General features: G+C 71.7%; 20 protein-coding genes and 1 pseudogene. 8 read left to right on the plus strand and 13 right to left on the minus strand.

What is annotated here, in order from left to right; genetic code table 11:
* The first annotated feature begins 37 nt into the window (after positions 1-37).
* From WFK95_RS18530 to WFK95_RS18540, 3 genes are read left to right on the plus strand one after another with little or no spacing between them, the layout of a single operon-like run.
* Positions 38-862 (plus strand): aldo/keto reductase, encoded by an 825-nt coding sequence (locus WFK95_RS18530; RefSeq protein WP_336671522.1) that lies wholly within the window; start codon positions 38-40, stop codon positions 860-862.
* 47 nt (positions 863-909) lie between these two features.
* Positions 910-1,923: an aldo/keto reductase gene (locus WFK95_RS18535; protein WP_336671523.1), complete on the plus strand. Its 1,014-nt coding sequence runs from the start codon at positions 910-912 to the stop codon at positions 1,921-1,923.
* Positions 1,924-1,944: 21 nt separating this feature from the next.
* Positions 1,945-2,367 (plus strand): SRPBCC family protein, encoded by a 423-nt coding sequence (locus WFK95_RS18540; protein ID WP_336671524.1) that lies wholly within the window; start codon positions 1,945-1,947, stop codon positions 2,365-2,367.
* 7 nt (positions 2,368-2,374) lie between these two features.
* On the opposite strand, the gene WFK95_RS18545 is transcribed toward WFK95_RS18540, so the two are convergent.
* The 3 genes from WFK95_RS18545 to WFK95_RS18555 are packed head-to-tail and all read right to left on the minus strand — an operon-like array spanning position 2,375 to position 5,872.
* A complete protein-coding gene (locus WFK95_RS18545) occupies positions 2,375-3,304 on the minus strand; it encodes a cation diffusion facilitator family transporter (RefSeq protein ID WP_336671525.1) in 930 nt (309 codons plus the stop codon).
* A gap of 9 nt (positions 3,305-3,313) precedes the next feature.
* Complete coding sequence (gene lepA, locus WFK95_RS18550) at positions 3,314-5,182, minus strand: translation elongation factor 4 (protein ID WP_224646439.1); 1,869 nt, start codon at positions 5,180-5,182, stop codon at positions 3,314-3,316.
* A 48-nt stretch (positions 5,183-5,230) separates the two neighbouring features.
* A complete protein-coding gene (locus WFK95_RS18555; protein ID WP_336671526.1) occupies positions 5,231-5,872 on the minus strand; it encodes a GNAT family N-acetyltransferase in 642 nt (213 codons plus the stop codon).
* Between the two features lie 66 nt (positions 5,873-5,938).
* On the opposite strand from WFK95_RS18555, the gene betT reads away from it, so the two are divergent.
* Genes betT through WFK95_RS18570 form a run of 3 tightly spaced genes read left to right on the plus strand, consistent with a single transcriptional unit; the run spans position 5,939 to position 11,193 of the window.
* Entirely contained in the window at positions 5,939-8,098 is a 2,160-nt protein-coding gene (betT, locus tag WFK95_RS18560) for a choline BCCT transporter BetT (protein ID WP_336671527.1), read from the plus strand.
* Complete coding sequence (locus WFK95_RS18565; RefSeq protein WP_224646434.1) at positions 8,095-9,609, plus strand: aldehyde dehydrogenase family protein; 1,515 nt, start codon at positions 8,095-8,097, stop codon at positions 9,607-9,609. Before betT ends, WFK95_RS18565 begins: the two co-directional genes overlap by 4 nt.
* The gene (locus WFK95_RS18570; protein WP_224646431.1) at positions 9,610-11,193 is read left to right on the plus strand and encodes a GMC family oxidoreductase; all 1,584 of its coding nucleotides are present in this window, start codon (positions 9,610-9,612) and stop codon (positions 11,191-11,193) included.
* Positions 11,194-11,266: 73 nt separating this feature from the next.
* On the opposite strand, the pseudogene WFK95_RS18575 reads toward WFK95_RS18570, so the two are convergent.
* Together WFK95_RS18575 and WFK95_RS18580 are read right to left on the minus strand one after the other, a co-directional pair.
* Positions 11,267-12,166 (minus strand): annotated as a pseudogene (locus tag WFK95_RS18575) (RNA polymerase subunit sigma-70); the annotation flags it as partial.
* Complete coding sequence (locus WFK95_RS18580) at positions 12,163-12,774, minus strand: maleylpyruvate isomerase family mycothiol-dependent enzyme (protein ID WP_336671529.1); 612 nt, start codon at positions 12,772-12,774, stop codon at positions 12,163-12,165. The gene WFK95_RS18580 and the pseudogene WFK95_RS18575, both read right to left, overlap by 4 nt.
* 106 nt (positions 12,775-12,880) lie before the next feature.
* On the opposite strand from WFK95_RS18580, the gene WFK95_RS18585 reads away from it, so the two are divergent.
* Entirely contained in the window at positions 12,881-13,495 is a 615-nt protein-coding gene (locus tag WFK95_RS18585; RefSeq protein WP_224646426.1) for a type II toxin-antitoxin system PemK/MazF family toxin, read from the plus strand.
* Position 13,496: 1 nt separating this feature from the next.
* Here WFK95_RS18585 and WFK95_RS18590 read toward each other — a convergent pair whose 3' ends face one another.
* From WFK95_RS18590 to WFK95_RS18610, 5 genes are all read right to left on the minus strand, one after another.
* Positions 13,497-14,183, minus strand: a complete 687-nt coding sequence (locus WFK95_RS18590) for a type 1 glutamine amidotransferase domain-containing protein (protein ID WP_336671530.1) — start codon at positions 14,181-14,183, stop codon at positions 13,497-13,499.
* A 96-nt stretch (positions 14,184-14,279) separates the two neighbouring features.
* Positions 14,280-16,775, minus strand: a complete 2,496-nt coding sequence (locus tag WFK95_RS18595) for an excinuclease ABC subunit UvrA (RefSeq protein WP_336671531.1) — start codon at positions 16,773-16,775, stop codon at positions 14,280-14,282.
* 13 nt (positions 16,776-16,788) lie between these two features.
* Positions 16,789-17,631 carry a transglutaminase family protein gene (locus WFK95_RS18600; protein ID WP_336671532.1) on the minus strand — a complete coding sequence of 281 codons (843 nt, stop codon included), beginning with the start codon at positions 17,629-17,631 and terminating at the stop codon, positions 16,789-16,791.
* Positions 17,628-18,611, minus strand: a complete 984-nt coding sequence (locus WFK95_RS18605; RefSeq protein WP_336671533.1) for an alpha-E domain-containing protein — start codon at positions 18,609-18,611, stop codon at positions 17,628-17,630. Before WFK95_RS18605 ends, WFK95_RS18600 begins: the two co-directional genes overlap by 4 nt.
* Positions 18,598-20,133, minus strand: a complete 1,536-nt coding sequence (locus WFK95_RS18610; protein WP_336671567.1) for a circularly permuted type 2 ATP-grasp protein — start codon at positions 20,131-20,133, stop codon at positions 18,598-18,600. Before WFK95_RS18610 ends, WFK95_RS18605 begins: the two co-directional genes overlap by 14 nt.
* 307 nt (positions 20,134-20,440) lie before the next feature.
* On the opposite strand from WFK95_RS18610, the gene rpsT reads away from it, so the two are divergent.
* The gene (rpsT, locus tag WFK95_RS18615) at positions 20,441-20,701 is read left to right on the plus strand and encodes a 30S ribosomal protein S20 (protein ID WP_224646417.1); all 261 of its coding nucleotides are present in this window, start codon (positions 20,441-20,443) and stop codon (positions 20,699-20,701) included.
* Positions 20,702-20,853: 152 nt separating this feature from the next.
* On the opposite strand, the gene holA is transcribed toward rpsT, so the two are convergent.
* The 3 genes from holA to WFK95_RS18630 are packed head-to-tail and all read right to left on the minus strand — an operon-like array spanning position 20,854 to position 24,272.
* Positions 20,854-21,795 (minus strand): DNA polymerase III subunit delta, encoded by a 942-nt coding sequence (gene holA / locus WFK95_RS18620; protein ID WP_336671534.1) that lies wholly within the window; start codon positions 21,793-21,795, stop codon positions 20,854-20,856.
* Complete coding sequence (locus WFK95_RS18625) at positions 21,710-23,323, minus strand: ComEC/Rec2 family competence protein (RefSeq protein WP_336671535.1); 1,614 nt, start codon at positions 23,321-23,323, stop codon at positions 21,710-21,712. The genes holA and WFK95_RS18625 overlap by 86 nt, the downstream gene beginning before the upstream one ends.
* A 1-nt stretch (position 23,324) precedes the next feature.
* Positions 23,325-24,272: a ComEA family DNA-binding protein gene (locus WFK95_RS18630; RefSeq protein ID WP_336671536.1), complete on the minus strand. Its 948-nt coding sequence runs from the start codon at positions 24,270-24,272 to the stop codon at positions 23,325-23,327.
* Positions 24,273-24,346 lie beyond the last annotated feature (74 nt).

Raw genomic sequence — 24,346 nt, forward strand, 5'->3', positions numbered from 1 at the left:
TCACGTTCACCCCCTTCACACACCGAGGAGAACCCCCATGACCACCATCCCGACCGTCACGCTCAACGACGGCGTCCTCATGCCCCACGTCGGCTTCGGCGTCTTCCAGGTACCGGACGACGAGGCCCAGCGCGCCGTCGAGGCGGCCCTCGAGGCCGGCTACCGCAGCATCGACACCGCCATGATCTACGGCAACGAGGCCGGCGTGGGTCGCGCCCTCGCGGCCGCGGCGATCCCCCGCGAGGAGCTCTTCATCACCACCAAGCTGTGGGTCGCGGACCTCGGCGCGGACCGGGCGCGCCCCGCACTCGAGGCGAGCCTCGAGCGGCTCGGGCTCGACCAGGTCGACCTGTACCTCATCCACTGGCCGGCGCCGGCCACCGACGCGTACCTCGACACCTGGCGCGAGCTGCAGGAGCTCCGCGGCGCGGGCACCCGGTCCATCGGGGTCTCCAACTTCCTGCCCGAGCACCTCGAACGGATCGCCGGGCTCGGCGGGATCCTGCCCGCCGTCAACCAGATCGAACTGCACCCGGCCCTGCAGAACCGCGCGACGACGGCCGCGAACCGCCGCCTCGGCATCGCGACCGAGGCCTGGAGCCCGCTCGCCCAGGGCGCGGCCCTGGACTCGCCCGCGGTCACCGCCGCCGCGGCGCGCCACGGCGTCACGCCGGCGCAGGTGGTGCTGCGCTGGCACCTGCAGCACGGCACCGTCGTCATCCCGAAGTCGGTGACGCCCAGCCGCATCGCGGCGAACCTCGACCTGTTCGGCTTCACGCTCGACGACACCGAGATCGCCGCCATCGACGCGCTGGAGGCCGACGGCCGCACCGGCCCGCACCCGGCCGCCTTCAACGGCTGAATCCCCCACCTTCCGACACCCGAACACTCGAACACCCGAAAGGCATCATGAGCTTCCACGATCTTCTCCGGAGCCCGCTCGGCTTCGGCACCGCCCCGATGGGCAACATGTTCCGCGCCATCCCCGACGAGGAGGCCCGCGCCACCCTCGATTCGGCCTGGGACCAGGGCGTCCGTTACTACGACACCGCTCCCTTCTACGGGGCGGGGCTCGCCGAGATCCGCCTCGGCGAGATGCTCTCGCAGCACGACCGGGACGACTACGTCCTCTCCACGAAGGTGGGGCGGGTGATCCTCGACGACGTCGAGGACACCTCCGCGCGCGACCTGGGCGAGAAGGGCGGCCTCTTCGAGCACGGCCTCCCGAACCGGATGGTCGACGACTACAGCGCCGACGCCACCAAGCGATCGATCGAGGACAGCCTCACCCGCATGGGCGTGGACCGGATCGACGCCGTCTGGGTGCACGACATCGCGCAGGACTTCCACGGCGACGACTGGCTGCACCACTTCGAGATCGCACGCACCGGGGCGTTCCGCGTCCTGCAGGACCTGCGGGAGCAGGGCGTCATCACCACGTGGGGCCTGGGCGTCAACAAGGTCGAGCCGATCGAGCTCACCCTGGCGCTGGACGAGCCGCGCCCCGACGCGTTCCTCCTCGCAGGCCGGTACACGCTGCTCGACCACCGCGCCGCGCTCTCCCGCCTGCTGCCACTGGCGGAGGAACAGGGCGTGAGCATGGTGGTCGGAGGCCCGTACAGCTCCGGAGTCCTCGCGGGTGGCACCACCTTCGAGTACCAGCAGGCACCCGACCACGTCCTCGAGCGCGTCACCCGCCTCCGCGCGCTGACCGACCGCCACGGCATCCCGATCAAGGCCGCCGCACTCCAATTCTCCCTCGCGCATCCGGTCTCTGCCGCCGTCATCCCCGGGGCGAGCCGCCCCTCGCGGATCGCCGAGGACGTCGCCGCGCTCGCGACGACGGTTCCCGACGCCTTCTGGGCGGACCTCCGAGCCTCGGGACTCGTGGACGCCGCGGCACCGCTCCCCGGCGGACACTGATCTCCTCGAAAGGAACACATCATGGCATCGATCTCCCTGAGCCGCACCGTCTCCGCCGCACCCGACGTCGTCTGGAACCTCATCGGCGGATTCGGCTCCCTCCCGGACTGGCTCCCGTTCATCACCGCGAGCACACTCGAGCGCGGTGGCCGGGTACGACGGCTCACGACCGCTGACGGCGGCGTCGTCACCGAGGAATTGACCTCCTTCGACGCCGCCCGGCGGTCCTACAGCTACACGATCGTCGACTCGCCCTTCCCGGTGAGCGCCTACGATTCCACGATTCGGGTGCATTCGATCCCGAGCCGTCCCGACGAGGCCGAAGTCCAGTGGTCGGGCAGGTTCTTCCCCGGCACGGGGACCGAGGCCGAGCTCGAGACCCTGTTCGCGGGCATCTACCGCGACGGGCTGGAAGCATTGAGCGGCACCATCGACCGGCGCTGACTCCGGGTCAGTTCAGGCGCCAGTCCTCGTAGGCCCGAGGATCGCCGATCGGCTCGACGTGGATCGTGGTGCGCAGGTCCGCGAACTGCTCCGCCAGTTCCTGCTCCACCTGTTCCGACAGGTCGTGCGCGCGCTCCACGGTCCACTCCCCGGGGACCAGCATGTGCATCTGCGCGAACCGCTCGTGCCCGGATTCCCGGGTCCTGACGTCGTGGAACTCGATGCCGTCGGAGCGGTGCCGGTCGAGCACCTCGTCGAGGCGCGCCCGGTCCTCGTCGGGCATGGCCGCGTCCATGAGGCCCGCACCCGAGCCCAGCACGAGGCGGACGCCCACGACGAGGATGTTCACCGCGACGGCGATGGCGATGAGCGGGTCGAGCGGCAGCCAGCCGGTGAGCGCCACCAAGAGCACGCCGGCGATCACGCCGACCGTGGTCCAGACGTCGGTGAGGAGGTGCTTGCCGTCGGCCTGCAGCGCCAGGGACCGATGTGCCCGGCCCACCCGGAGCAGGTACAGGCCGACGGCTCCGTTGATGGCCGTGGCCAGGACGGAGATCGCGAGGCCCGTCCCCACCTGCTCGAGTTCCTGCGGGTGGAACAGGCGGTTGACCGCGGAGACGATGATGACCCCGGCCGCGACCACGATCATCACGCCCTCGAGCACCGCCGAGAAGTACTCGGCCTTGGTGTGCCCGAAGTTGTGGCCGCGGTCGGCGGGCCGGGCGGCCACCTTGAGCGCCACGTAGGCCGCGATCGCGGCCACGAGGTTCACCGAGGACTCGGCGGCGTCCGACAACAGGCCGACCGAGCCGGTCAGCCGCCAGGCGAGGACCTTGAGCCCAATGGTGAGTACGCCGGCGGCGACCGCCACCAGCGCGTACTTCGACAGGTCCGGGCGGAGCGGGGCCTTCGGCCCGTGATCGTGCCCACCGCCCATGACCGGCCCCTACTTCCCCTTGGGCTTGTCGGCCGAGGAGTCGGACGACAGCGCTGCCACGAACGCCTCCTGCGGCACGTCGACCCGACCGATCGTCTTCATGCGCTTCTTGCCCTCCTTCTGCTTCTCGAGCAGCTTGCGCTTACGGCTGATGTCGCCGCCGTAGCACTTGGCGAGCACGTCCTTGCGGATGGCGCGGATGTTCTCGCGGGCGATGATCTTCGAGCCGATCGCGGCCTGCACCGGCACCTCGAACTGCTGGCGCGGGATGAGTTCCTTGAGCTTGACGGTCATCTTGTTGCCGTAGGCCTGGGCGCCGTCGCGGTGCACGATCGCGCTGAACGCGTCGACGGCCTCGCCCTGCAGCAGGATGTCGACCTTGACCAGGTCGGACTGCTGCTCGCCGGCCTCCTCGTAGTCCAGCGAGGCGTAGCCGCGGGTCCGCGACTTCAGCGAGTCGAAGAAGTCGAAGATGATCTCCGCCATCGGCAGCGTGTAGCGCAGCTCGACGCGGCTCTCCGACAGGTAGTCCATGCCGCCGAGCTCGCCGCGCCGCGACTGGCACAGCTCCATGATCGTGCCGACGAACTCGCTCGGCGCGATGATCGTGGTCTTGGTGATCGGCTCGTAGGTCTCGCGCAGCTTGCCGTCGGGCCAGTCCGACGGGTTGGTGACGATCAGCTCCTTGCCGTCCTCGCCGACCACGCGGTAAACGACGTTGGGCGCCGTGGAGATCAGGTCGAGGCCGAACTCGCGCTGCAGCCGCTCGCGGGTGATCTCCATGTGCAGCAGCCCGAGGAAGCCGCAGCGGAAGCCGAAGCCGAGCGCCACGGAGGTCTCCGGCTCGTAGGTCAGCGCGGCGTCGTTGAGCTGCAGCTTGTCCAGCGCCTCACGCAGCGCCGGGTAGTCCGATCCGTCCACCGGGTAGAGGCCCGAGTAGACCATCGGCCGGGGCTCCTCGTAGCCCGTCAGCGGCTCCTCGGCGCCCTTGCGCGCGGTGGTCACGGTGTCGCCGACCTTCGACTGGCGCACGTCCTTCACGCCGGTGATGAGGTAGCCCACCTCGCCCACGCCCAGGCCCTTCGAGGGCTTCGGCTCGGGCGAGACGATGCCGACCTCGAGCAGTTCGTGGGTGGCGCCGGTCGACATCATCTGGATCTTCTCGCGCGGGACGATCTTCCCGTCGACCACGCGGATGTAGGTGACGACGCCGCGGTAGGTGTCGTAGACGGAGTCGAAGATCATCGCGCGGGCGGGCGCGTCGGCGTCGCCGACGGGCGGCGGGACCTTCTCGATCACGCGGTCGAGCAGGGCGTCGACGCCGACGCCGGTCTTGCCCGAGACCCGCAGCACGTCCTCCGGCTCGCAGCCGGTGATGTGCGCGATCTCCTCGGCGTAGCGATCGGGATCGGCGGCGGGGAGGTCGATCTTGTTGAGGACCGGGATGATCTCCAGGTCCTTGTCCATCGCCAGGTACAGGTTCGCCAGCGTCTGCGCCTCGATGCCCTGCGCGGCGTCGACCAGGAGGATCGCTCCCTCGCAGGCCTCCAGGGCGCGGGAGACCTCGTAGGTGAAGTCCACGTGGCCCGGCGTGTCGATCATGTGCAGGACGTACTCCTCGTCGGAGCCGTCCTCTCCCTTGACCGTCCACGGCAACCGCACGTTCTGCGCCTTGATGGTGATGCCGCGCTCGCGCTCGATGTCCATCCGGTCGAGGTACTGCGCCCGCATGGCGCGCTCCTCGACCACACCCGTGAGCTGCAGCATCCGGTCGGCCAGGGTCGACTTGCCGTGGTCGATGTGCGCGATGATGCAGAAGTTACGGATCCGGGCGGGATCCGTGAAGGTGGTATCGGCGAAGCTGGGAATCGGTCTCACTCCTCGGGCGGCTGGCCGGGTTCCCGGCACACGTCACCTGTCAGTTTCTCATGCCGCCGGACAAGGCCGCACCATGGTGAGCTGGTGGACCCGGGCGCCGCGGTACCGCACGCCCGGCACCGTCGGGCTGGGGCCGTGCGGGACGAACCCGCAGCGCTCGAAGAACCGCACCGCACGGACGTTCTCTACGAGCGTCTGCAGGTGGCAGCCGGCGCCGTTCAGGGCCTCGGTCCACGCCTCCATGAGTCCGTACGCCGCGCCGGTCCCCCGCGCCTCCGGCGCGACGTCGATGTGCAGGTGGGCGGGCCAGCGCTCGTCCTTCAGCTCTCCCGAGGCCGACGGTTCGCGGCGGCACACCGTCGCGAGGTCCAGCGCGGCGCGCCCGAGGAATCGCGCCGTCGCCGGACGCAGCAGCACGGCCGGGCTACGGAGCGCGGCGACCAGCCGGTCGTCTTCCGAGGGCAGGGACGACCCCGGAGGGCAGCCCGTGAGATAGCCGACGAGCGCCCCGTCGCGCTCGGCGACGAACAGCGATTCCGGGCAGTGCTCGATGTAGGGGTCCAGGTAGACGGCCCTCTCCGACGCCGGGTGCCGCCACAGTTCCCCCGACGGCGAGCCCGCGCCGGCGCGCACGAACAGAGCACGCAGGGCGGCCGCGTCGGCGGCGCGATAGGCGCGGATCACCGTCACCGCGGCGCGTCCGGGTAATGACCGACCTCGTCCGGTTTCACGCCCACCACGGTAACGTCGAACGATATGAGTGATTCTGAATCCTCACGAACATCGAAACCAGTAGAGAACACACCGACACCGACGAGCTCCTTGAACCACCGAGTCTTCTTCGCCGCCGCGGGCTCGGTCCTCGCCCTCGCCGTGTGGGCACTCGCCTCTCCCGAGACCGCGGAGAGCGTGATCAGCGGCGTGGTCGACTTCATCACCACCTGGTTCGGCTGGTGGTACTTCCTCCTCGCGACGGCCATCGTCGGCGTGGTCGTCTTCATCGGCCTGAGCCGCTACGGGACGTACCGCCTCGGTCCCGAGGAATCGCGCCCCGAGTACAGCCTCTTCACCTGGACGTCGATGCTCTTCGCGGCGGGCATCGGCATCGATCTGATGTTCTTCTCCGTCGCCGAACCGGTGAGCCACTACATGAACCCCCCGGTCGGCACCGGGGAGACGAACCACGCCGCACGCGAGGCGGTGACCTGGACCGTCTTCCACTACGGCCTCACCGGCTGGGCGATGTACGCCCTCATGGGCGGGGCGCTGGCCTACTTCGCCTTCCGGCACAACCTGCCGCTGACGATCCGCGCGGCGCTGTACCCGATCCTCGGCAAGCGCGTGCACGGCCGGCTCGGCGACGCGGTCGACGTGGCCGCCGTGCTCGGCACCATCTTCGGCATCGCGACCTCGCTCGGCATCGGCATCGTGCAGCTCAACTACGGGCTCAACACGCTGTTCGGCATCCCGCAGGGCAAGGCCGCGCAGATCGGGCTCATCGTGCTGTCGGTCATCGTCGCGACGATCTCCGCCACCTCCGGCGTCGACAAGGGCATCCGCCGGCTCAGTGAGCTCAACGTGATCCTCGCGATCCTGATGCTGGTGTACATCCTCGTCGCCGGGAAGTCCGACTTCCTGCTCAACGCGCTGGTGCAGAACACCGGCGACTACGTCTCGACCTTCCTCGATCGCACGATGGACACCTTCGCGTGGGGCCAGGTGAACCCCGAGGTCCCGGGCAACGACCCGTCGGGCTGGCTCGACGCGTGGACGCTGTTCTTCTGGGCGTGGTGGGTGGCGTGGGCGCCGTTCGTGGGCCTGTTCCTCGCGCGGATCTCGCGCGGCCGCACCCTGCGCCAGTTCGTGTTCGGCGTGCTGGTGGTCCCGTTCAGCTTCATCCTGGTGTGGATCTCGGTGTTCGGGAACAGCGCCCTCGATGTGGCCCGCGGCGACAAGGGCTTCGCGGAGGCCACCGCGTCGACGCCCGAGGTGGGCTTCTACTCGCTGCTCGAGAAGTACCCCGGCGCACCACTGCTCCTGGCGATCGCCACCATCACCGGGCTGCTGTTCTACGTCACCAGCGCCGACTCCGGCTCCCTGGTGATGGGCAACTTCACCAGCAAGCTCGACGACCCGATGGCGGACTGCGCGCGGAGCACCCGCATCTTCTGGTCCTTCGCGATCGGCCTGCTCACGCTAGCGATGCTGTTCGCCGGCAACGAGGGATCGATCGTGACGCTGCAGAAGGCGACCATCATCATGGGCCTGCCCTTCTCCTTCGTGCTCGCCCTGGTGGGCATCGCGCTGCTGCGGGCGCTGCACACCGAGTCCTACAAACACGACAGCTACCGCACCGCGCTGCCGAAGTCGCTCGCGGCCGGGCGCAGCGGCGGAGAGCCGGGCAGCTGGCGTCGCCGGCTCCTCGCGACGGTCCAGTACCCGGGCCGCGCCGCGACGCTGCGCTTCCTCGAGAACTCGGTGGCGCCCGCGATGCGCGACGTGGCAGCCGAATTCGCCGCCGAGGGCGTCTCCGCCACGATCGACGAGTCCGGCCGCAGTGAATCGCTCCCCTCCCCCACGCTCAAGGTCGACCTGGCCGGCGAGCCGCACTTCGAGTACTGCGTGTGGCCGGTCTCGGCGCCGGCGCCGAGCTACGCGATCCTCGCGCAGCGCTCCGACGACCGCTACTTCCGCTGCGAGGTCTATCTCGCCGAGGGCTCGCAGGGGTACACGCTGGGCGGCTACACCCGTGAGCAGATCATCGGCGACATCCTCGACCAGTACGAGCGACACCTCGGCTACCTGCACCTGCGGCGCGCCGCAGGCGACCATCACGACGGCCACGACGAATCCGCCGTCACCCGCACCGATCCCGACGCCGACGCGTCCACGGAAACCGAAGGGACACCCGCATGACCGAACCCACCCTGTTCATCGACGGCGCCTGGCGCCACAGCGAGGGCGGCGGCACCCGCACGATCGTCTGCCCCGCCGACGGCTCGGAGGCCGGCGTCGTCGACGAGGCGACCGCCGCCGACACCGAGGCCGCGATCGCCGCGGCGCGTCGGGCCTTCGACACCGGCCCCTGGCCGCTCACCTCCGCCGCGGAGCGCGGCGATCTGCTGCTGCGCGTCGCCGACGCGATCGACCGCCGCCGCGACGAGTTCGCGCGCGCCGAGACCGCCGACACCGGCAAGCGGCTGTACGAGTCCGAGCTCGACATGGCCGACATCGCCGCCTGCTTCCGCTATTTCGGCAAGCTCGCCGGCCAGGACAGCGGGCGCATCGTGGACGCCGGCTCCGCCGACGTCGCCTCGCAGATCGTCTACGAGCCGGTCGGCGTGTGCGCGATGATCACCCCCTGGAACTACCCGCTGTTGCAGGCCGCGTGGAAGGTCGCGCCGGCGCTGGCGGCCGGGGACACGTTCGTGCTCAAGCCCTCCGAGCTCACCCCGCACACCTCGATCCTGCTGATGAAGGTGCTGCAGGAGGTGGGTCTGCCCGACGGCGTGGCCAACCTCGTCCTCGGCGCCGGGGCGCAGGCCGGCGCGCCGTTGTCCACGCATCCCGACGTCGACCTCGTCTCGTTCACGGGCGGCCTCGTGACGGGCCGCCTCATCGCCGCGAACGCCTCCGGGACCGTGAAGAAGGTGGCGCTCGAGCTGGGCGGCAAGAACCCCAACGTGATCTTCGCCGACGCCTGCGCCACGCCGGAAGGCCTTGCGGCCGCGGTCGACAACGCGCTCAACGCCGCCTTCCTGCACTCGGGCCAGGTGTGCTCCGCGGGCGCGCGCCTCGTCGTCGAGGAGTCCGTGCACGACGCCTTCGTCGACGAGCTCGTCCGCCGCGCCGAGGGCATCCGGCAGGGCCTGCCCTACACCGAGGGCACCGAGACCGGGCCGCTGATCTCCGCCGCGCACCGCGACAAGGTGCACGCCTACGTCGAGAAGGCCCGCGAGGACGGTGCGGTGGTCCGCACGGGCGGCGCCTTCGCCACGGGCGACCAGGGCTCGGGTTCTCTGGACGCGGGCTTCTTCTACCTCCCGACGGTGCTGGACCAGTGCGATCCGTCGATGGCCTGCGTGCACGACGAGGCCTTCGGGCCCACCGTCACCGTCGAAACCTTCACGACCGAGGACGAGGCCGTGGCCATCGCCAATGACACCGAGTACGGCCTCGCGGGCGCCGTGTGGTCGGCGGACGGCGGTCGGGCCAAGCGGGTGGCGCGCCGACTGCGGCACGGCACCGTCTGGATCAACGACTTCGGCCCGTACCTCCCCCAGGCGGAGTGGGGAGGATTCGGCGCATCGGGCATCGGGCGCGAGCTCGGGCCCACCGGCCTCGGCGAGTACCTCGAGGCCAAGCACGTGTACGAGAACCTGCGGCCGTCCGTGACCGGATGGTTCGCCGAGCGGAAGGACGCCTAAGTGAGCGCTGAGGACGCACGGGACGAGGACGTCTTCGACTACGTGGTGGTGGGTGCCGGATCGGCCGGGGCCGCGGTCGCCGCGCGCCTGTCGGAGGACCCGACGGTGACGGTCTGCCTGCTGGAGGCGGGACCGTCGGACGTGGGCGACGAGGCGATCCTGCAACTGGACCGGTGGATGGAGCTGCTGGAGTCGGGGTACGACTGGGACTACCCCATCGAGCCGCAGGAGAACGGGAACTCCTTCATGCGGCACGCCCGCGCGAAGGTGCTGGGCGGCTGCAGTTCCCACAACAGCTGCATCGCCTTCTGGGCGCCGCGCGAGGACCTGGACTCCTGGGAGCGCGACCACGGCGCCGCCGGGTGGGGCGCCGATTCGGTGTACCGCTTGTACCCGAAGATCGAGACCAACGACGCCCCCGGCGAGCACCACGGCCGGTCCGGGCCCGTGCACATCATGTCCGTGCCGCCGAAGGACCCGTGCGGCGTCGCCCTGCTGGATTCCTGCGAGGAGGTGGGCATCCCGCGGGCCGAGTTCAACACCGGGACGACGGTGACCAACGGCGCCGGCTTCTTCCAGATCAACCGCCGGGCCGACGGGACGCGTTCGTCCTCGTCGGTGAGCTACCTGCACCCCGTGCTGGACCGGGAGAACCTCACGATCCGCACCGGCGCGTGGGCGAAGAAGGTCGTCTTCGACACGAGCGGCGGAACGCCCCGCGCAACGGGCGTGGACATCACGGACAACGCCTTCGGCCGCACCACGTTCGTGGCCGCGCGCCGCGAGGTGATCGTCAGCGCGGGCGCGATCGATTCGCCGAAGCTGCTCATGCTCTCGGGGATCGGCCCCGCGGATCACCTGCGCGAGACCGGCGTCGACGTGCTCGTCGACTCCCCCGGCGTCGGCGCGCACCTGCAGGACCACCCGGAGGGCGTGATCGGCTTCGAGACCTCGCAGCCGATGGTGCGCGAGTCGACCCAGTGGTGGGAGATCGGCATCTTCACCCCCACCGAGTACGGCCTCGACCGGCCGGACCTGATGATGCACTACGGCAGCGTGCCCTTCGACATGCACACGCTGCGCCAGGGCTACCCCACGGCGGAGAACACCTTCTGCCTCACGCCGAACGTCACGCACGCGCGCTCGCGCGGCACCGTCCGGCTGCGGTCGCGGGACTTCCGGGACAAGCCCAAGGTGGACCCGCGGTACTTCACCGACCCCGAGGGGCATGACATGAAGGTGATGATCGCGGGCATCCGGAAGGCGCGGGAGATCGCGGAGGCGGGACCGCTCAAGGACTGGATCGAGCGGGAGCTGTACCCCGGCCCGGGCGCGCAGACCGACGCCGAGCTCGCCGACTACATCCGGCGCACGCACAACACCGTCTACCACCCGGTGGGGACCGTGCGCATGGGTGCGGCCGACGACCCGATGTCGCCCGTGGACCCCGAGCTGCGGGTCAAGGGCACCGCGGGCCTGCGGGTGGCGGACGCGTCCGTCTTCCCCGAGCACACCACGGTCAACCCCAACATCACCGTGATGCTGGTGGGCGAGCGGTGTGCGGAGCTCGTCTCGGGCGGCTGACCTTCGGCCGCTACAGGCGGGCCGGGAGGCCGAAGGCCTCGAACCGGTCCGCCTGGTCGAGGCACGTGGTCACCCGGGTGATGCGGGCACCGTCGGACTCGAGGACGACGAGGGCGAACGGGCGCATCCCGTCCTCGTCGCCCGGCGCGTACTGCCCGAACGCCGGGCAGCCGTTCGCGGTCGTCGGGACGAGCCGATGCCCGACGCAGGCGTCGCCCGAGCCGAACAGCGCCGCGTAGTCGTCCGCGCCTCGCAGCCAGAAGGCGACGGGCGGCATGGAGAAGACCACGTCCTCGGCGAGCAGAGCGGCGAGTCCGGCCACGTCGTGCCGCTCGAAGGCGCGGACGAAACCGTCGAGCAGCCGCTGGTCCACGTCGGGAGCCGGGACGTCCGACGGTGCCGGCTCCGCCCCCGCGAGCACCTTCCGGGCGCGCTGCAGCGACGAGTGCGCCGCGGCCGCGCTGATCCCCAGCATCGACGCGGTCTCGGCGGCGCTGTGCCGGTAGACGTCGCGCAGGACGAGCACCGCGCGCTGCGACGGCGTGAGGTGCTGCAGCGCCGCGACGAAGGCCATCCGGATGGTCTCGTGCCGCTCGGCGGCAGCGGCCGGATCGCCGCCGGCATCCGGCAGGGGCGTCACCCAGCTGCCGGGCCGCAACTCCGCGAAGGCCTGGTCCCCCGCGCCGTTCCGCTCCGACAGGTCCGTCGGGAGTGCCTTGCGCGGGGCGGCGCGGAGCAGGTCGATGCAGTACCGGGACGCGATCGCGTACGCCCAGGTCCGCACGCTCGCGCGCGCCGGATCGTAGGTCGCCCGCGTACGCCACAGCCGCAGGAGCACCTCCTGCGCGGCGTCCTCGGCGCCCGCCCCGTCGCCGATCATCCGATAGCAGTAGCGGACCAGCTCGGGGCGCAGCTCGCCGAGGAGTCCCTCGTCGATCACCGCCCCGTCGACTTCCGCCACAGCCGCGATCATCCCACGACGGCGGGGTCCGGGACCGGACGTCGGCCCGTCGCGATCAGGACGATCGTGGCCGTCGGCAACGGGATCTCCTGCGCGCCGTCACCGAGGACCAGGTCGGAGTCGACGGCGGTCAGGCGCAGGCCTGTGAGGTCGACACCGAAGAAGGCGAGGCCCTCCGCGGTCGAGCCGGCGACCGTCGCCGCGAGCACCTCGGGCGCCGGGCCGGGCAGGCCCAGCGGGATCGTGATGTCGAGCCCGTGGATCACCTCGTGGGCGAGCGCGCCCTGCGTCGCGCCGGGCCCCGGCGTCCACCGGCTCGCGACGCGCGCCTGCTGGATCGCCAGCAGCTCGGCGTCGGAGTAGCGGGCGACGTCCGCCCGGGCGGTGCGGTCGACCGCGGCGTTGATGTCGCCGCCCGCCTCGGCGAGGGCGGCCCCGAACTGCTCCTGCGTCTGGGTATCGGTCATGTTCAGGTGCGCAACCACCTCGCGCACGCGCCAGCCCGCACACAGCGAGGCGGCGGCCCACTGCGTCGGGGTGAGGGCCGCGAGCAGCGCGGCCATCCGGGTGCGCTCGGCGACGGTGGCGTCGTACAGGTCGGTGTCGGTGCGGATGGTCATGGCGGTCTCCTGTGCTCGGAACGGGTCGTCACAGGTACATACGAGCGGGACCGCCGGAATTCGTCGCGCGAGCGACCATCGGGGGTCCGGGCCTATCCTGAGGGGTATGGCGAACGACTTCACCCGCTTCGCGGCCGTGGCGGCCAAGCTCGCACGCGAGCACGGCCCCCGCCTCGCCGCGCAGGTCGTGAACAGTCCCCCGGTCCGTGCGGGCCGGGACGCGATCACCCAGGTGGTCACGCAGACCGTGAACCAGGCGCTCGGGTTGGAGGCTCCGGCGGAGCCCAAGGAGTTCACGCCCGGCAGGCCCGTGACCCGCACGTTCACCCCGACCGCGCTGATGGCGCGCGGCGTCTTCTACGCCCCGCAGCTCGACGGGCAGGCCGACCCGGGCGAGATCGTGTGGACCTGGGTGGAGTTCGAGGAGACGACGGGGCCGAACGCGGGCCAGGGCAAGGACCGGCCGGTGCTCGTGGTGGGACGCTCGGTGAACAGCCTGCTCGGGCTCATGCTGTCCAGCCAGGAGCGCCACATGGGCGATCCGGACTGGGTGGGCATCGGGTCCGGCCCCTGGGACACCGATCAGCGGCCCTCCTGGGTGCGGCTCGACCGCGTCCTCGACGTGCCGGAGGACGGCATCCGTCGCGAGGGCGCCGTGCTGGACCGGCGGCGCTTCGAGTCCGTCGCGCAGCGCCTGCGCGACGAGTACGGCTGGAGCTGAGTCAGCCCAGCACCTCGACGACCTTGCGCGCGGTCGCCTTCGCGGAGCCGGGGTTCTGGCCGGTGACGAGGTTGCCGTCGGAGATCGCGTACGAGACGAACGGGAGCCTGGCCTTCTCGTAGAGCGCGCCCCGCTTCTTCATCTCGTCCTCGGCGTTGTACGGGACCAGCTTGTCGACGCGGGCGAGCACCTCCTCCTGCCACGCGAAACCCGTGACCTTGCGGCCGGCGACGAGGTACTCGCCGTTCGAGAGCCGCGTGTTGAGCAGCCCGCAGTAGCCGTGGCAGACGGAGGAGACGACGCCGCCGCGCTCGAAGATCTCGCGGCTGATCCGCTGCAGCCCCTCGCTATCCGGGAAGTCGTACATCACGGCGTGGCCTCCGGTGAAGAAGATCGCGTCGAACTCCGCGGAGTCGATCTCGTCCGGGCTCTTCGTGGTCTCCAGCAGGGCCATCCGTGCGGGGTCCGCACGCCATGCCTTGGCCGTCCTGTCGTCGTTCGGGAACTTCAGCGACCGCGGCTCGAGCGGCACCGCGCCGCCCTGCGGGCTGACCAGCACCTGCTCGAAGCCCGCCTCCCCGAAGACGTGCCACGCGTGCGTGAGCTCGGAGAGCCACAACCCGGTCCGGTGCGACGGGTCGTCGTAGTGGCCGACGTTGGTGACGACGGTGAGGATGCGCTTCGGCATGGTGGGGCTCCCTGCGAACGACTGCGGTTAACGCTGCTTACATTAGCGCGTCCGGCTCATGTAAGCAACGCATACATCGCGCGCGCGTTCCGGCGCTCAGGTACTCAGGTGCTCCCGCAGGAACCGTCCCGTCACGCTCACCCGTGACGCGGCCACCTCGTCGGGCGTGCCCTCCGCGACGACGGTGCCGCCCGCGGCCCCGCCGCCCGGGCCCAGGTCGATCACGTGGTCGGCGTTCGCGATCATGTCGAGGTCGTGCTCGACGACGATCACGGTCGCGCCGCGGTCGACGAGCCGCTGCAGCACGTCGAGCAGCACGCGGACGTCGCGCGGGTGCAGGCCCACCGACGGCTCGTCGAGTACGAAGACCGCGTCAGACTGGTCGCGGCCCAGCTCCCCCGCGAGCTTGAGCCGCTGCGCCTCGCCGCCGGAGAGGGCCGGGGTCGCCTCGCCGAGCGTGAGGTAGCCGAGGCCGAGGTCGGCCAGGGTGCGCAGCTTCTTCGCGATCCGCGGCACCGGCACGACCTCGGCGGCCTCGCGGACGCTGAGCGCCAACAGGTCCGGGAGGGCGAGCCCGTCGGGTTCCGGCCACCGCACCGACGCGGCCTCGGGCGCGTACCGTCGGCCCAGGCAGGCCGGGCATTCGATGTCGACGTCCGGCAGGAATTGCACGTCGAGCGAGACCTGGCCCGTGCCGTCGCACCGCGGGCAGCGCAGCGCGCCCGTGTTGTACGAGAACGCGCCGGCCTTGAGGTCCGCGGACTTCGCGGCGGCGGTCTTCGCGTACTCGCGCCGCAGGTCGTCGAGCACGCCGCTGTAGGTGGCGACCGTCGAGCGCACGTTGACGCCGATGGGCGTGGCGTCCACGAGGTTCACGCGGCCGAGGCCCGGTGCGTCGAGCGCGGTGACGTGCGGCGGCAGGGGCTCGCCCGCGGCCGCCGCGGTGAGCGCGGGGACCAGGCCCTCCAGCACCAGCGTCGACTTGCCGGATCCGGAGACCCCGGTGACCGCCGTGACCCGCCCGACGGGGACGTCGACGGCGAGGGCGTGCACGGTGTGGATCGGCGCGGTCTCCAGGTGGATCCGGCCGCGCGCGAAGATCTCGTCGTCGGGTGTGCGGGGCCTGGTGCGGACGGGTTCGCGGCCGGCCAGGAAGGGACCGAGGACGGACGCGCCGTCGGCCTCGATCTCGGCGACGGTGCCCTGCGCGAGGAGGCGTCCGCCCTCGGCGCCCGAGCCGGGGCCGATCTCGATGAGGTGCTCGGCCTCGCGCAGCACGTCGAGGTCGTGGTCGACGACGAGCACGGAGTTCCCGTCCCGCAACAGGTCCCGGACCACGCCGAGCAGTCCCTCCACGTTGGCGGGGTGCAGCCCGACCGACGGCTCGTCGAGTACGTAGAGCACCCCGGTCGTGCGGTTGCGGACCGCCCGCGCGAGCTGCACTCGCTGTCGCTCGCCCGTGGAGAGCGTCGCCGCGGCGCGGTCCAGGCCGAGGTAGCCGAGACCGAGCTCCAGGAGTCGCCGGGCGATCGTCTCGAGGGTGTCGACGAGGATCGCCGCCATCGCGCGCATGTCCGCCGGAAGGGGCCCGACGGTGCCGGGCGCCCACGTCACGACCTCGTCGAGCGTCATGGCGCTGACGTCGGCGAGGCCGAGGCCGCCGATCCGCGGCGCCCGAGCCCCGGGGCCGAGCCGGGTGCCGTCGCAGTCGCCGCACGGGCCCGCGTGCACGAACCGGTTGACCCGCCCGAGGCCCGCCTCCGTGGTCGCCTTGTCGAGCGCCTCCTGCACGGCGGCGTTCGCGCTGCGGTAGGTGAAGTTGACCTCGAAGAGCTTGCCGTTCTTGCTGGAAACCGCGACCTTGCGCTTCTCGGCGGGGCCGTGCAGCACGATCTCGCGCTCGGCGTCGGTCAGCTCGACGTACGGCACGTCGATGCGGACCCCGAGGTCGGCGACGACCTGCGGCATGAACGAGAAGCCGAACATCGACCAGGGCGCGACGGCACCGTCGGCGATCGTCTTCGACGGGTCCGGCACCAGCGCGGCCCCGTCGATCGCGCGGACGACGCCCGTGCCCGAGCAGGTGGGGCAGGCGCCGTCGGAGTTGAAGGCCAGCGCCTCCGCGCCGGGCGGGGAGAAGACCGCGCCGCACACCGGGCACGTGAGGTCGAGCCCGGCGGCGACGTCGATGGTCGGGTCGAGGTAGTGGCCGTTCGGGCAGCGGTGGGAGGCGAGGCGGGAGAACATGAGCCGCAGCACGTTCAGCAGCTCGGTGCTGGTGCCGAAGGTGCTGCGCACGCCGGGGACGCCCGGCCGCTGCCGCAACGCGAGCGCCGCGGGGACGTGCTCCACGGAGTCGACGGCGGCGCGGGGCGCCTGCGCCATGCGGCGGCGCGTGTACGTCGACAGCGCCTCCAGGTAGCGGCGCGAGCCCTCGGCGTAGAGCACGCCCATGGCCAGCGAGGACTTGCCGCTGCCGGAGACGCCGGCGATCGCGACGAGGCGGCGCAGCGGCACGTCGACGTCGAGGGAGCGCAGGTTGTGCACCCGCGCCCCGCGGACCGCGATCCACAACGGGGTGTCGTCGGTCATGCGGAGTGAATCATCATGCGAGGCGGGTGATCTCCACGACCACGTCGAGGTCGGAAGCGCCACCGCCAGCGATCACGCCGCGCAGGGGCGGGACGTCGGCGTAGTCGCGGCCCACACCGACCGAGACGTGCCGCTCGCCGATGGGGACGTCGTTGGTGGGGTCGTAGCCGCGCCACTGCCCCGTCCACGCCTCGATCCACGCGTGCGACTCCCCCGCCACCGTCGACCCGACCTCCGCGTCGCGCTGCGGGTGCAGGTACCCCGAGACGTACCGGGCGGGAATGCCGACGCTGCGCAGCAAGAGCAGCGTGAGGTGCGCGTAGTCCTGGCACACGCCCTTGCGCTCGTCCCAGGCGTCGATCGCCGACGAGTGCACGCCCGTCGTGCCGGGCACGTAGTCCAGCTCCTCGTGCACCCAGCGGCACACCGCGAGCACGGCCTCGTCGAGCTCCAGATCCTTGACCAGCTTCTTGGCCTGCGCCGTGAGCTTGCGGTGCTTGGGCACGTAGTCGGTGTAGCTGAGCAGCTCGTCGAACCGGTCGCGCACGCGGTCGGTCGCGAGCTCGTCCCAGCCGACCACCTCGCCGGTGTCGTCGGCGGCCTCGGTCTCCACGACGGAGGCGCCGGTGACCTCGAGCGCGGTGTGCGGGGCGTGCAGGTCGAAGGCGGTGACCGCGGTGCCCCAGTAGTCGGTGTACCGGTAGGCGCGGGTGGCGGGCACCGTCTCCACCCGGTTGAGGATGACGTTCTGCCGCTGGTCACTGCGCGGCGTCAGGCGGGCCTCGTTGTACGACGAGGTGACCGGCGCGTTGTAGCCGAAACCGGTGGAGTGCACGACTCGAAGACGCCAGCTCACAGCTCCCCCTCCAGGATGGTGTCGATGTCGCCCCGGGCGCGGGCGTCGGTCCACGCGACGTAGGGCGTCACGTGGAAGTAGCGGGCGGTGACCGCCTCGCCGGCGGCCTGCCCGAGCTCCTGCAGCGCGAGGAGCCGCCGCTGCAGGTCCTCGAGGAGTTCGCCGGGGGCGAGGAACTCGAGCTCGCCGCGGGCGCGGCCGAGGAGGCGCTGCGCCTCCGTGCGGGTGCCGAGACGGCCCTCACGCCCGCCCTCGATGGCGTTGAGGCAGTCCTCCGCCGTGGTGAGCGCGTGGATCACCGACCGCGGGAACAGCCGGTCGACGAGGATGAACTCGACCACGCGAGTGGCGTCGAGCACGCCGCGGTGCGTGCGCAGGTACGTGTCGTGGGCGCCCGTCGCGCGGAGCACCGTGACCCACGTGGGGGCGTTCGCCCGGTCGCCGGCGCGCGAGAGGAGCAGGCGCACCGCCATGTCCATCCGCTCGATGGAGCGCCCCAGGAGCAGGAAGCGGTAGCCCTCGTCGCGCGAGAGCGTCGAATCGGTGAGGCCGGAGAACATCGCCGCGCGGTTCTTGATGTAGTTGAGGAACTCGTGCGGGCCGAGCCGACGGGCCGCGCGCTCGCGCTCGGCGAGGCCGTTGTACGTGGAGTTGAGGCACTCCCACATCTCGGAGCTGGTGACCTCCCTTGCGCCGCGGGCGTTCTCGCGGGCGGAGGCAACGGTGGCGGCGATCGAACCGCTGCCCGGGTCGCGGTTGTAGGCGACGACCTCGGTGACGGAGCGCAGGTCGAGCGGCTGGTCGGCCGGCGGCTCGGGGATGCCGAGGACGCGGACGAGCTGGCGGGAGACCCGGTCCTCGTCGACGGTGGCGTCCTCGAGGAACTGGTGCACGGTCACGTCGAGCATGCGGGCGGTGTCGTCGGCGCGTTCGGCGTACCGTCCGATCCAGTACAGCGCCTCCGCGTTACGGGCGAGCATCACGGACCTCCTCTCGAGCCTGCTGCTGTTGTTGGTCCTGCGAGCTGAGCTCGGGGCCGAGCTCCACCTGCTGCTGTTCGGCGAGGTCTCGGCTCGGGACCACCTCCACGCCTTCGAGTTCCGCCTCGGCTGCGGAGGACCGGGCCGCGAGTACCCAGGTGTCCTTGGAGCCGCCGCCCTGGCTCGAGTTCACGACGAGGGAGCCCTCGGGCAGCGCGACGCGGGTGAGGCCGCCGGGCAGAACCCAGACGTCGTCGCCGTCGTTGACCGCGAACGGCCGCAGGTCGACGTGGCGCGGGCGGGCCTGCTCGCCGATCTTGGTCGGCACCGTCGACAACTGCATGACCGGCTGCGCGATCCAGCCGCGCGGGTCCGCGACGACCTTGCGGCGGATGGTCGCGAGCTCCTTCTCGGTCGCGTCGGGGCCGAAGACGATGCCGTAGCCGCCGGAGCCCTCGACGGGCTTGATGACGAGCTCGTCGATGCGGTCGAGCACCTCCTCGCACTCGTCGTCGAGCCAGCAGCGCAGGGTGTCGACGTTCTGCAGCAGCGGCTTCTCGCCGAGGTAGTAGTCGATGATGTCGGGCACGTAGGTGTAGGTCAGCTTGTCGTCGGCGACGCCGTTGCCGACCGCGGAGCTGATCACCACGTTGCCGGCGCGGGCGGCGTTGAGCAGGCCGGCGACGCCGAGCACCGAGTTCGGGAGGAACTGCATCGGGTCGAGGAACTCGTCGTCGATACGGCGGTAGATCACGTCGACCTGCTGCTCGCCGCTCGTCGTGCGCATGTAGACCACGTTGTCGCGGCAGAAGAGGTCCCGCCCCTCGACCAGCTCGACGCCCATCTGCCGGGCGAGCAGCGAGTGCTCGAAGTAGGCCGAGTTGGCCATGCCCGGGGTGAGCACGACGACCGTCGGGTCGGCCTCGTTGGAGGCGGCGGAGCGGCGCAGCGCGCGCAGCAGGTGGGAGCTGTAGTCGGCGACGGCGCGCACGCGGTGCCGCTGGAACAGGTCGGGGAAGACCTGCGCCATGGTCCGGCGGTTCTCCATGACGTAGCTCACGCCCGACGGGGACCGCAGGTTGTCCTCCAGGACGCGGAAGGTGCCCTCGGCGTCCCGGATGAGGTCGATGCCGGCGACGTGGATGCGCACCCCGTTGGGCGGGCGGATGCCCGCGGCCTGGCGGTGGAAGTGGGCGCAGGAGGTGACCAGCCGCTTGGGGACGACGCCGTCGCGCAGGATCTCCTGCTCCGAGTAGATGTCGTCGAGGAACATCTCCAGCGCCTGCACGCGCTGCTTGATGCCCTTCTCGAGACGGTTCCACTCCGCGGCCGCGATGACGCGCGGCACGAGGTCCAGCGGGAAGGGCCGCTCGCGGCCCTCCAGCGAGAAGGTGATGCCCTGGTCGATGAAGGCGGCGCCGAGCGCGTCGACCCGGGCCGCCAGGTCCGACTCGTCGGCCGACGAGAGGGCGCCGAAGATCCGCTTGTACGGAGTGCGAACGGTGCCGTCGTCGGCGAACATCTCGTCGAACGCCCGCCCGAACGACGGTGCGTCGTCGTAGCCCGCGAAGAGGGGCGCCTCGTCGGACAGTCGGGGTGCGGCGGCCTGCTTCCAGGTCGCGGACTTGGCCTGTTTCTGCGGGGTCACCCGGCCATCGTGCCGCACCAGCGCCGTTTCGGCAGCGCTCTCGTTCACGGCGTGGCAATGTTGATGTCGAGCACCGTTCCCGCAGGCGGTGCCGCGATTTGGGTTGTGTCCGGGCCGCTGGTAACCTGGTACGTCGGCAGTCATCACCGGCTGCCCTTTCGAGACAAGAGAGTTTGAACGCGTGGCCAACATCAAGTCCCAGATCAAGCGGATCAAGACCAACGAGCGCAACCGTCTGCGCAACCAGTCGGCGAAGTCGTCGCTGCGTACCGCCATCCGCCACTTCCGCGAGGCCATCGACTCCGGGGACAAGGCCAAGGCCGGCGAGCTCCTCGTGAGCACCAGCCGCCAGCTCGACAAGGCCGCCAGCGCCGGCGTCATCCACGCCAACCAGGCCGCCAACAAGAAGTCGGCGCTCTCGCTGGCTCTCAACAAGCTCTGATCTTCCGCTAGACGCGCGTATCACCGCGCCGCACCACCCCCCGGCACCACGCGGGCCGGGACTGGTACGGCGCGGTTTTCGCGTATCCGGGTGCGGGTGACGGCGTTCGACGGTTGTGTCCTCCCCACCGCTCGCCGCTCGACCGCCGGGGGTCAACCGGCGAGGGTGGCGACCTTGCGGACCGCGATCTCCAGCGCGTAGTCCGGGTCCGCGGCCTGGCCCTTCACGTCCGCGTTCGCGGCGGCCACGGCCTGCAGCGCCCCTGCCACGTTCTCGGCGCGCCACCGTCGCGCCACCTGCGTCATCTTCTTCACCTTCCACGGCGCCATGCCCAGCTCCCCCGCGTCCCGGTACTGGTCGGGGGTGCGCCCCAGGCCGCGGATCCGCGCGACGGAGTGCACCGCGTCCGCGAGCGCGTCGGCGATAAGCACGTGCGGCGTGCCGCGGTGCTGGGCCCAGCGCAGCGCCTCCAGCGCGGCCGCGACCTGCCCGGCGACGGCCTTGTCGGCGATCTCGAAGCCGGTGACCTCGGCGCGACCGGCGTAGTAGCGGTGCACCGCGGCCAGGTCCACCCGGCCGCCCGTGTCCGAGACGAGCTGAGCGATCGCCGCGGCGAGCTCCCGTAGGTCCTTGCCGACGGAATCCACCAGCAGGTCCACCAGCTCGTCGGAGACGCGCACCTTCTGCGCCCGGAACTCCGACTTGGCGAAGTCCGCCCGGTCGCGGGCCGAGGTGATCGTGGGTACCTCCACCAGCTCGGCGCCCGCCTTCTTCAGCGCGGCCACCATGGACTTCGCGCGGCCGCCGCCGCTGTGCTCGATCACCAGGGTGATGCCGTCCGGCGGGCTCTTCGCCGCCTCGACGATCAGGTCGACCGGGGCCTTACCGGCCTCGCCCGCGGACTCGAGGACGACGATGCGCTCCTCGGCGAACAGCGACGGGCTCAGCAGCTCCACCAGCTCGGACTGGTCCACGTCACCGGCGCGGATCCGGGTGACCGGCACGGCGTCACCCGCCCCGCCCGGGAGGCCCATCCCGCCGTCGCCCGCCGCCGCGCGCGCCGACTCGACGATCGCCGCGACCGCCCGCTCCACCAGGAGGCCCTCGGTCCCCACCACCACGTGTACGCGCGCGCTGTCCACCACGACTCCCATACTTCCAGACCCCACCGACGGCGACGCACGCCACGACGAGCACGACACCCGTGAACGCGCCGCCCGGGACCTCGACGACGCCGATCCGCGCGCACCATTGCGCGACCGCGATCACCCACCACAGCTCCGGGCCGGTCGCCCGCACCGCTAGCGCGGCCACGGGCGCCGCGATCGGCGCAGCCACGGCCGCGAGTGTTCCGACCACGGTGATGATCGGGATCACCGGGCCCGCAATCAGATTCGCGATCACCCCGCCCAGTGGCACGCGCCCCGAGAAGGCCACGACGAGCGGCAGCGTGACCACCTGCGCCACGAGCGTCACGGCGAGCAGCCCGGCGAGGGTGTCCGGCACCCGTGCGGTGACGAGTCGGTCGCGCACGACGGGCGACCACAGCACCAACCCGGCGGTCGCCGCCACCGAGAGAGCGAAGCCGATGTCGCGCGCCAGCGCCGGCCGCACCAGCATGAGCACGATGACCGCCGCGAACAGCGCGACGAGCGGCTGTCGGCCGCGACGCAGCGCCAGCGCAGCCACTCCGACCAGTCCCATCACGCCGGCCCGCACCACGGACCCGGTGGGCCCCACCAGCCCGACGAAGGCGACGATCGCCACCGTCGTGACCGCGGCCCGCGCCACGAGCGGCAGGCCCGCCGCCGCGCACAGTCCGAGGACGCACAGCGCGATGATCGCGAAGTTGGCGCCGCTGACGGCCGTCAGGTGGGTGAGGCCGGAGTCCTGGAAGTCGCCGCGCACCGTCGGCAGCGTGGCGGACTCGTCGCCCAGCACGAGTGCCGGCAGGAGCCCGGCGGCGTCCACGGGCAGCGCCTCGGCGGCCACCGCCGCGAGCGCGCGACGGACCGCGGCGGCGGCGCGGAAGTACGGCGGCGCGCGCCCGAGCACCGTCGGATCCCCCGAACCGACGAGGACCGCCGCCACCAGGCCCGGCCGCGTGCTTCGCAGCACTGTCGCGCGGATCGCGACGCGCTCGCCGGGGACCAGCGCGCCGAGGTCGTGCGTCGCACCCAGCAGGAGCACTCCCCCGCGCGCGGGCACGACGGCATCGGTGCGGACCGCCAAGGCCGTCGCCGGCACCAGGGCCCGTGACGCGTCGAGGTGCCCGCCGGGATCGCCGGAGCGCTGCCGCGGCCACTCGTCGATCTCGAGCACGACCTCGACCGCCCCGGCGCCGTCGAAATCCGCGATCGCCGCGCGCTCCCGGTCGTGCACGCGCACGGCGACCGAGGCAGCGACGCCCGCGCCCAAGCCGGCCGCCGCGGCCACCACGAGGCAGACCATCTGCGCTACGGGCCGCGGATCCCGCCGTCGGAGCCCCACCGCTCCCGCCGCCGCCACCGCCAGGCCCGCCGTCGTCCACGACGCCGCCGCGGCCGAGATCAGGGCGACCGCGGCCGCCGCCCAGCAGACGATCGCCGCCGGGAGCAGGCGCAGGTCCAGCCGCTCACGCACGTCACACCGTGGCCATCGGCTTGATCTTGGCGAGCTTCGCGTCGCCGATTCCGCTGACCTTCCCGAGGTCGTCGACGGTGCGGAATGGGCCGTTCTTGTCGCGGTAGGCGATAATCGCCGCCGCGGTCGCCGCGCCCACCCCGGGCAGCCGGTCGAGCTCGGTGGCGTTCGCGGTGTTGATGTTCACCGCACCTGCCGCGGCAGCCCCGGTGCCGCTCGCCGCCCCTCCTGGCGTACCCGACGGCACTGCGGCCACCGCGGATCCCGAGCGCACGGAGCTGCGCAGCGTCACGCCGGCCTTGGGATCGACCACGCCGACGACCACCTGATCGCCGTCGCGCAGCGGCTGCGCCAGATTCAGGCTCGCGGTGTCGGCGCCGCCGAGCGCTCCGCGGGCGGCGGTCAGCGCGTCGGCCACCCGCGCGCCGGGCCGCAGGCGATGCAGCCCCGGCGCGCGGACCAGCCCCACGACCGCCACCACCAGCTCCGTCGGCGCCCCGCCCGGCGCAAAACTCGGCGCCGCGCCAGCCCCGGCCGACGGCGCGGCCGCCGACGGCTCCACCGACGTCGACGACCCCGCGAAGTCCACCACCGGGTACTCGCCTGCCCCGCCCTCGCGCGACGGTCCGAGCACCGCTACTGCCGCTACGACGGCGGCGATCACGCCCACCACCACGAGGGCCACCGCGGCCCGCGGCGTTGTGCGCACCCTCTCGACGGTGGAGCGCCACCCGGTGGGCTCCTGCTCGTCCCAGAAGTCGTCGTCCTCCATGCGCACCCTGCGCGACAGAGCGACCCCGCCGTCGGGCCCGAGGCCGTCCCACTCTCCGCCGCGCGGATCCGGACGATCACGCCGATCCGTCGCGAACTCCTCCAGCCACGCCGGCCGCGCGAAGATCTGCTCTTCCGCGACGCCGGTCCCGGCCGTCCCTTCTCGTTCGCCGTTCATGCGACGAACCTAGGTCGCGGGCATCGTCGGAAAGCCCGCAGAGAGCCGAGAAACAGGGCGCCTGTGGATAACCC

The organism is Tsukamurella sp. USMM236 (genome assembly GCF_037148755.1).
Lineage (GTDB): Bacteria > Actinomycetota > Actinomycetes > Mycobacteriales > Mycobacteriaceae > Tsukamurella.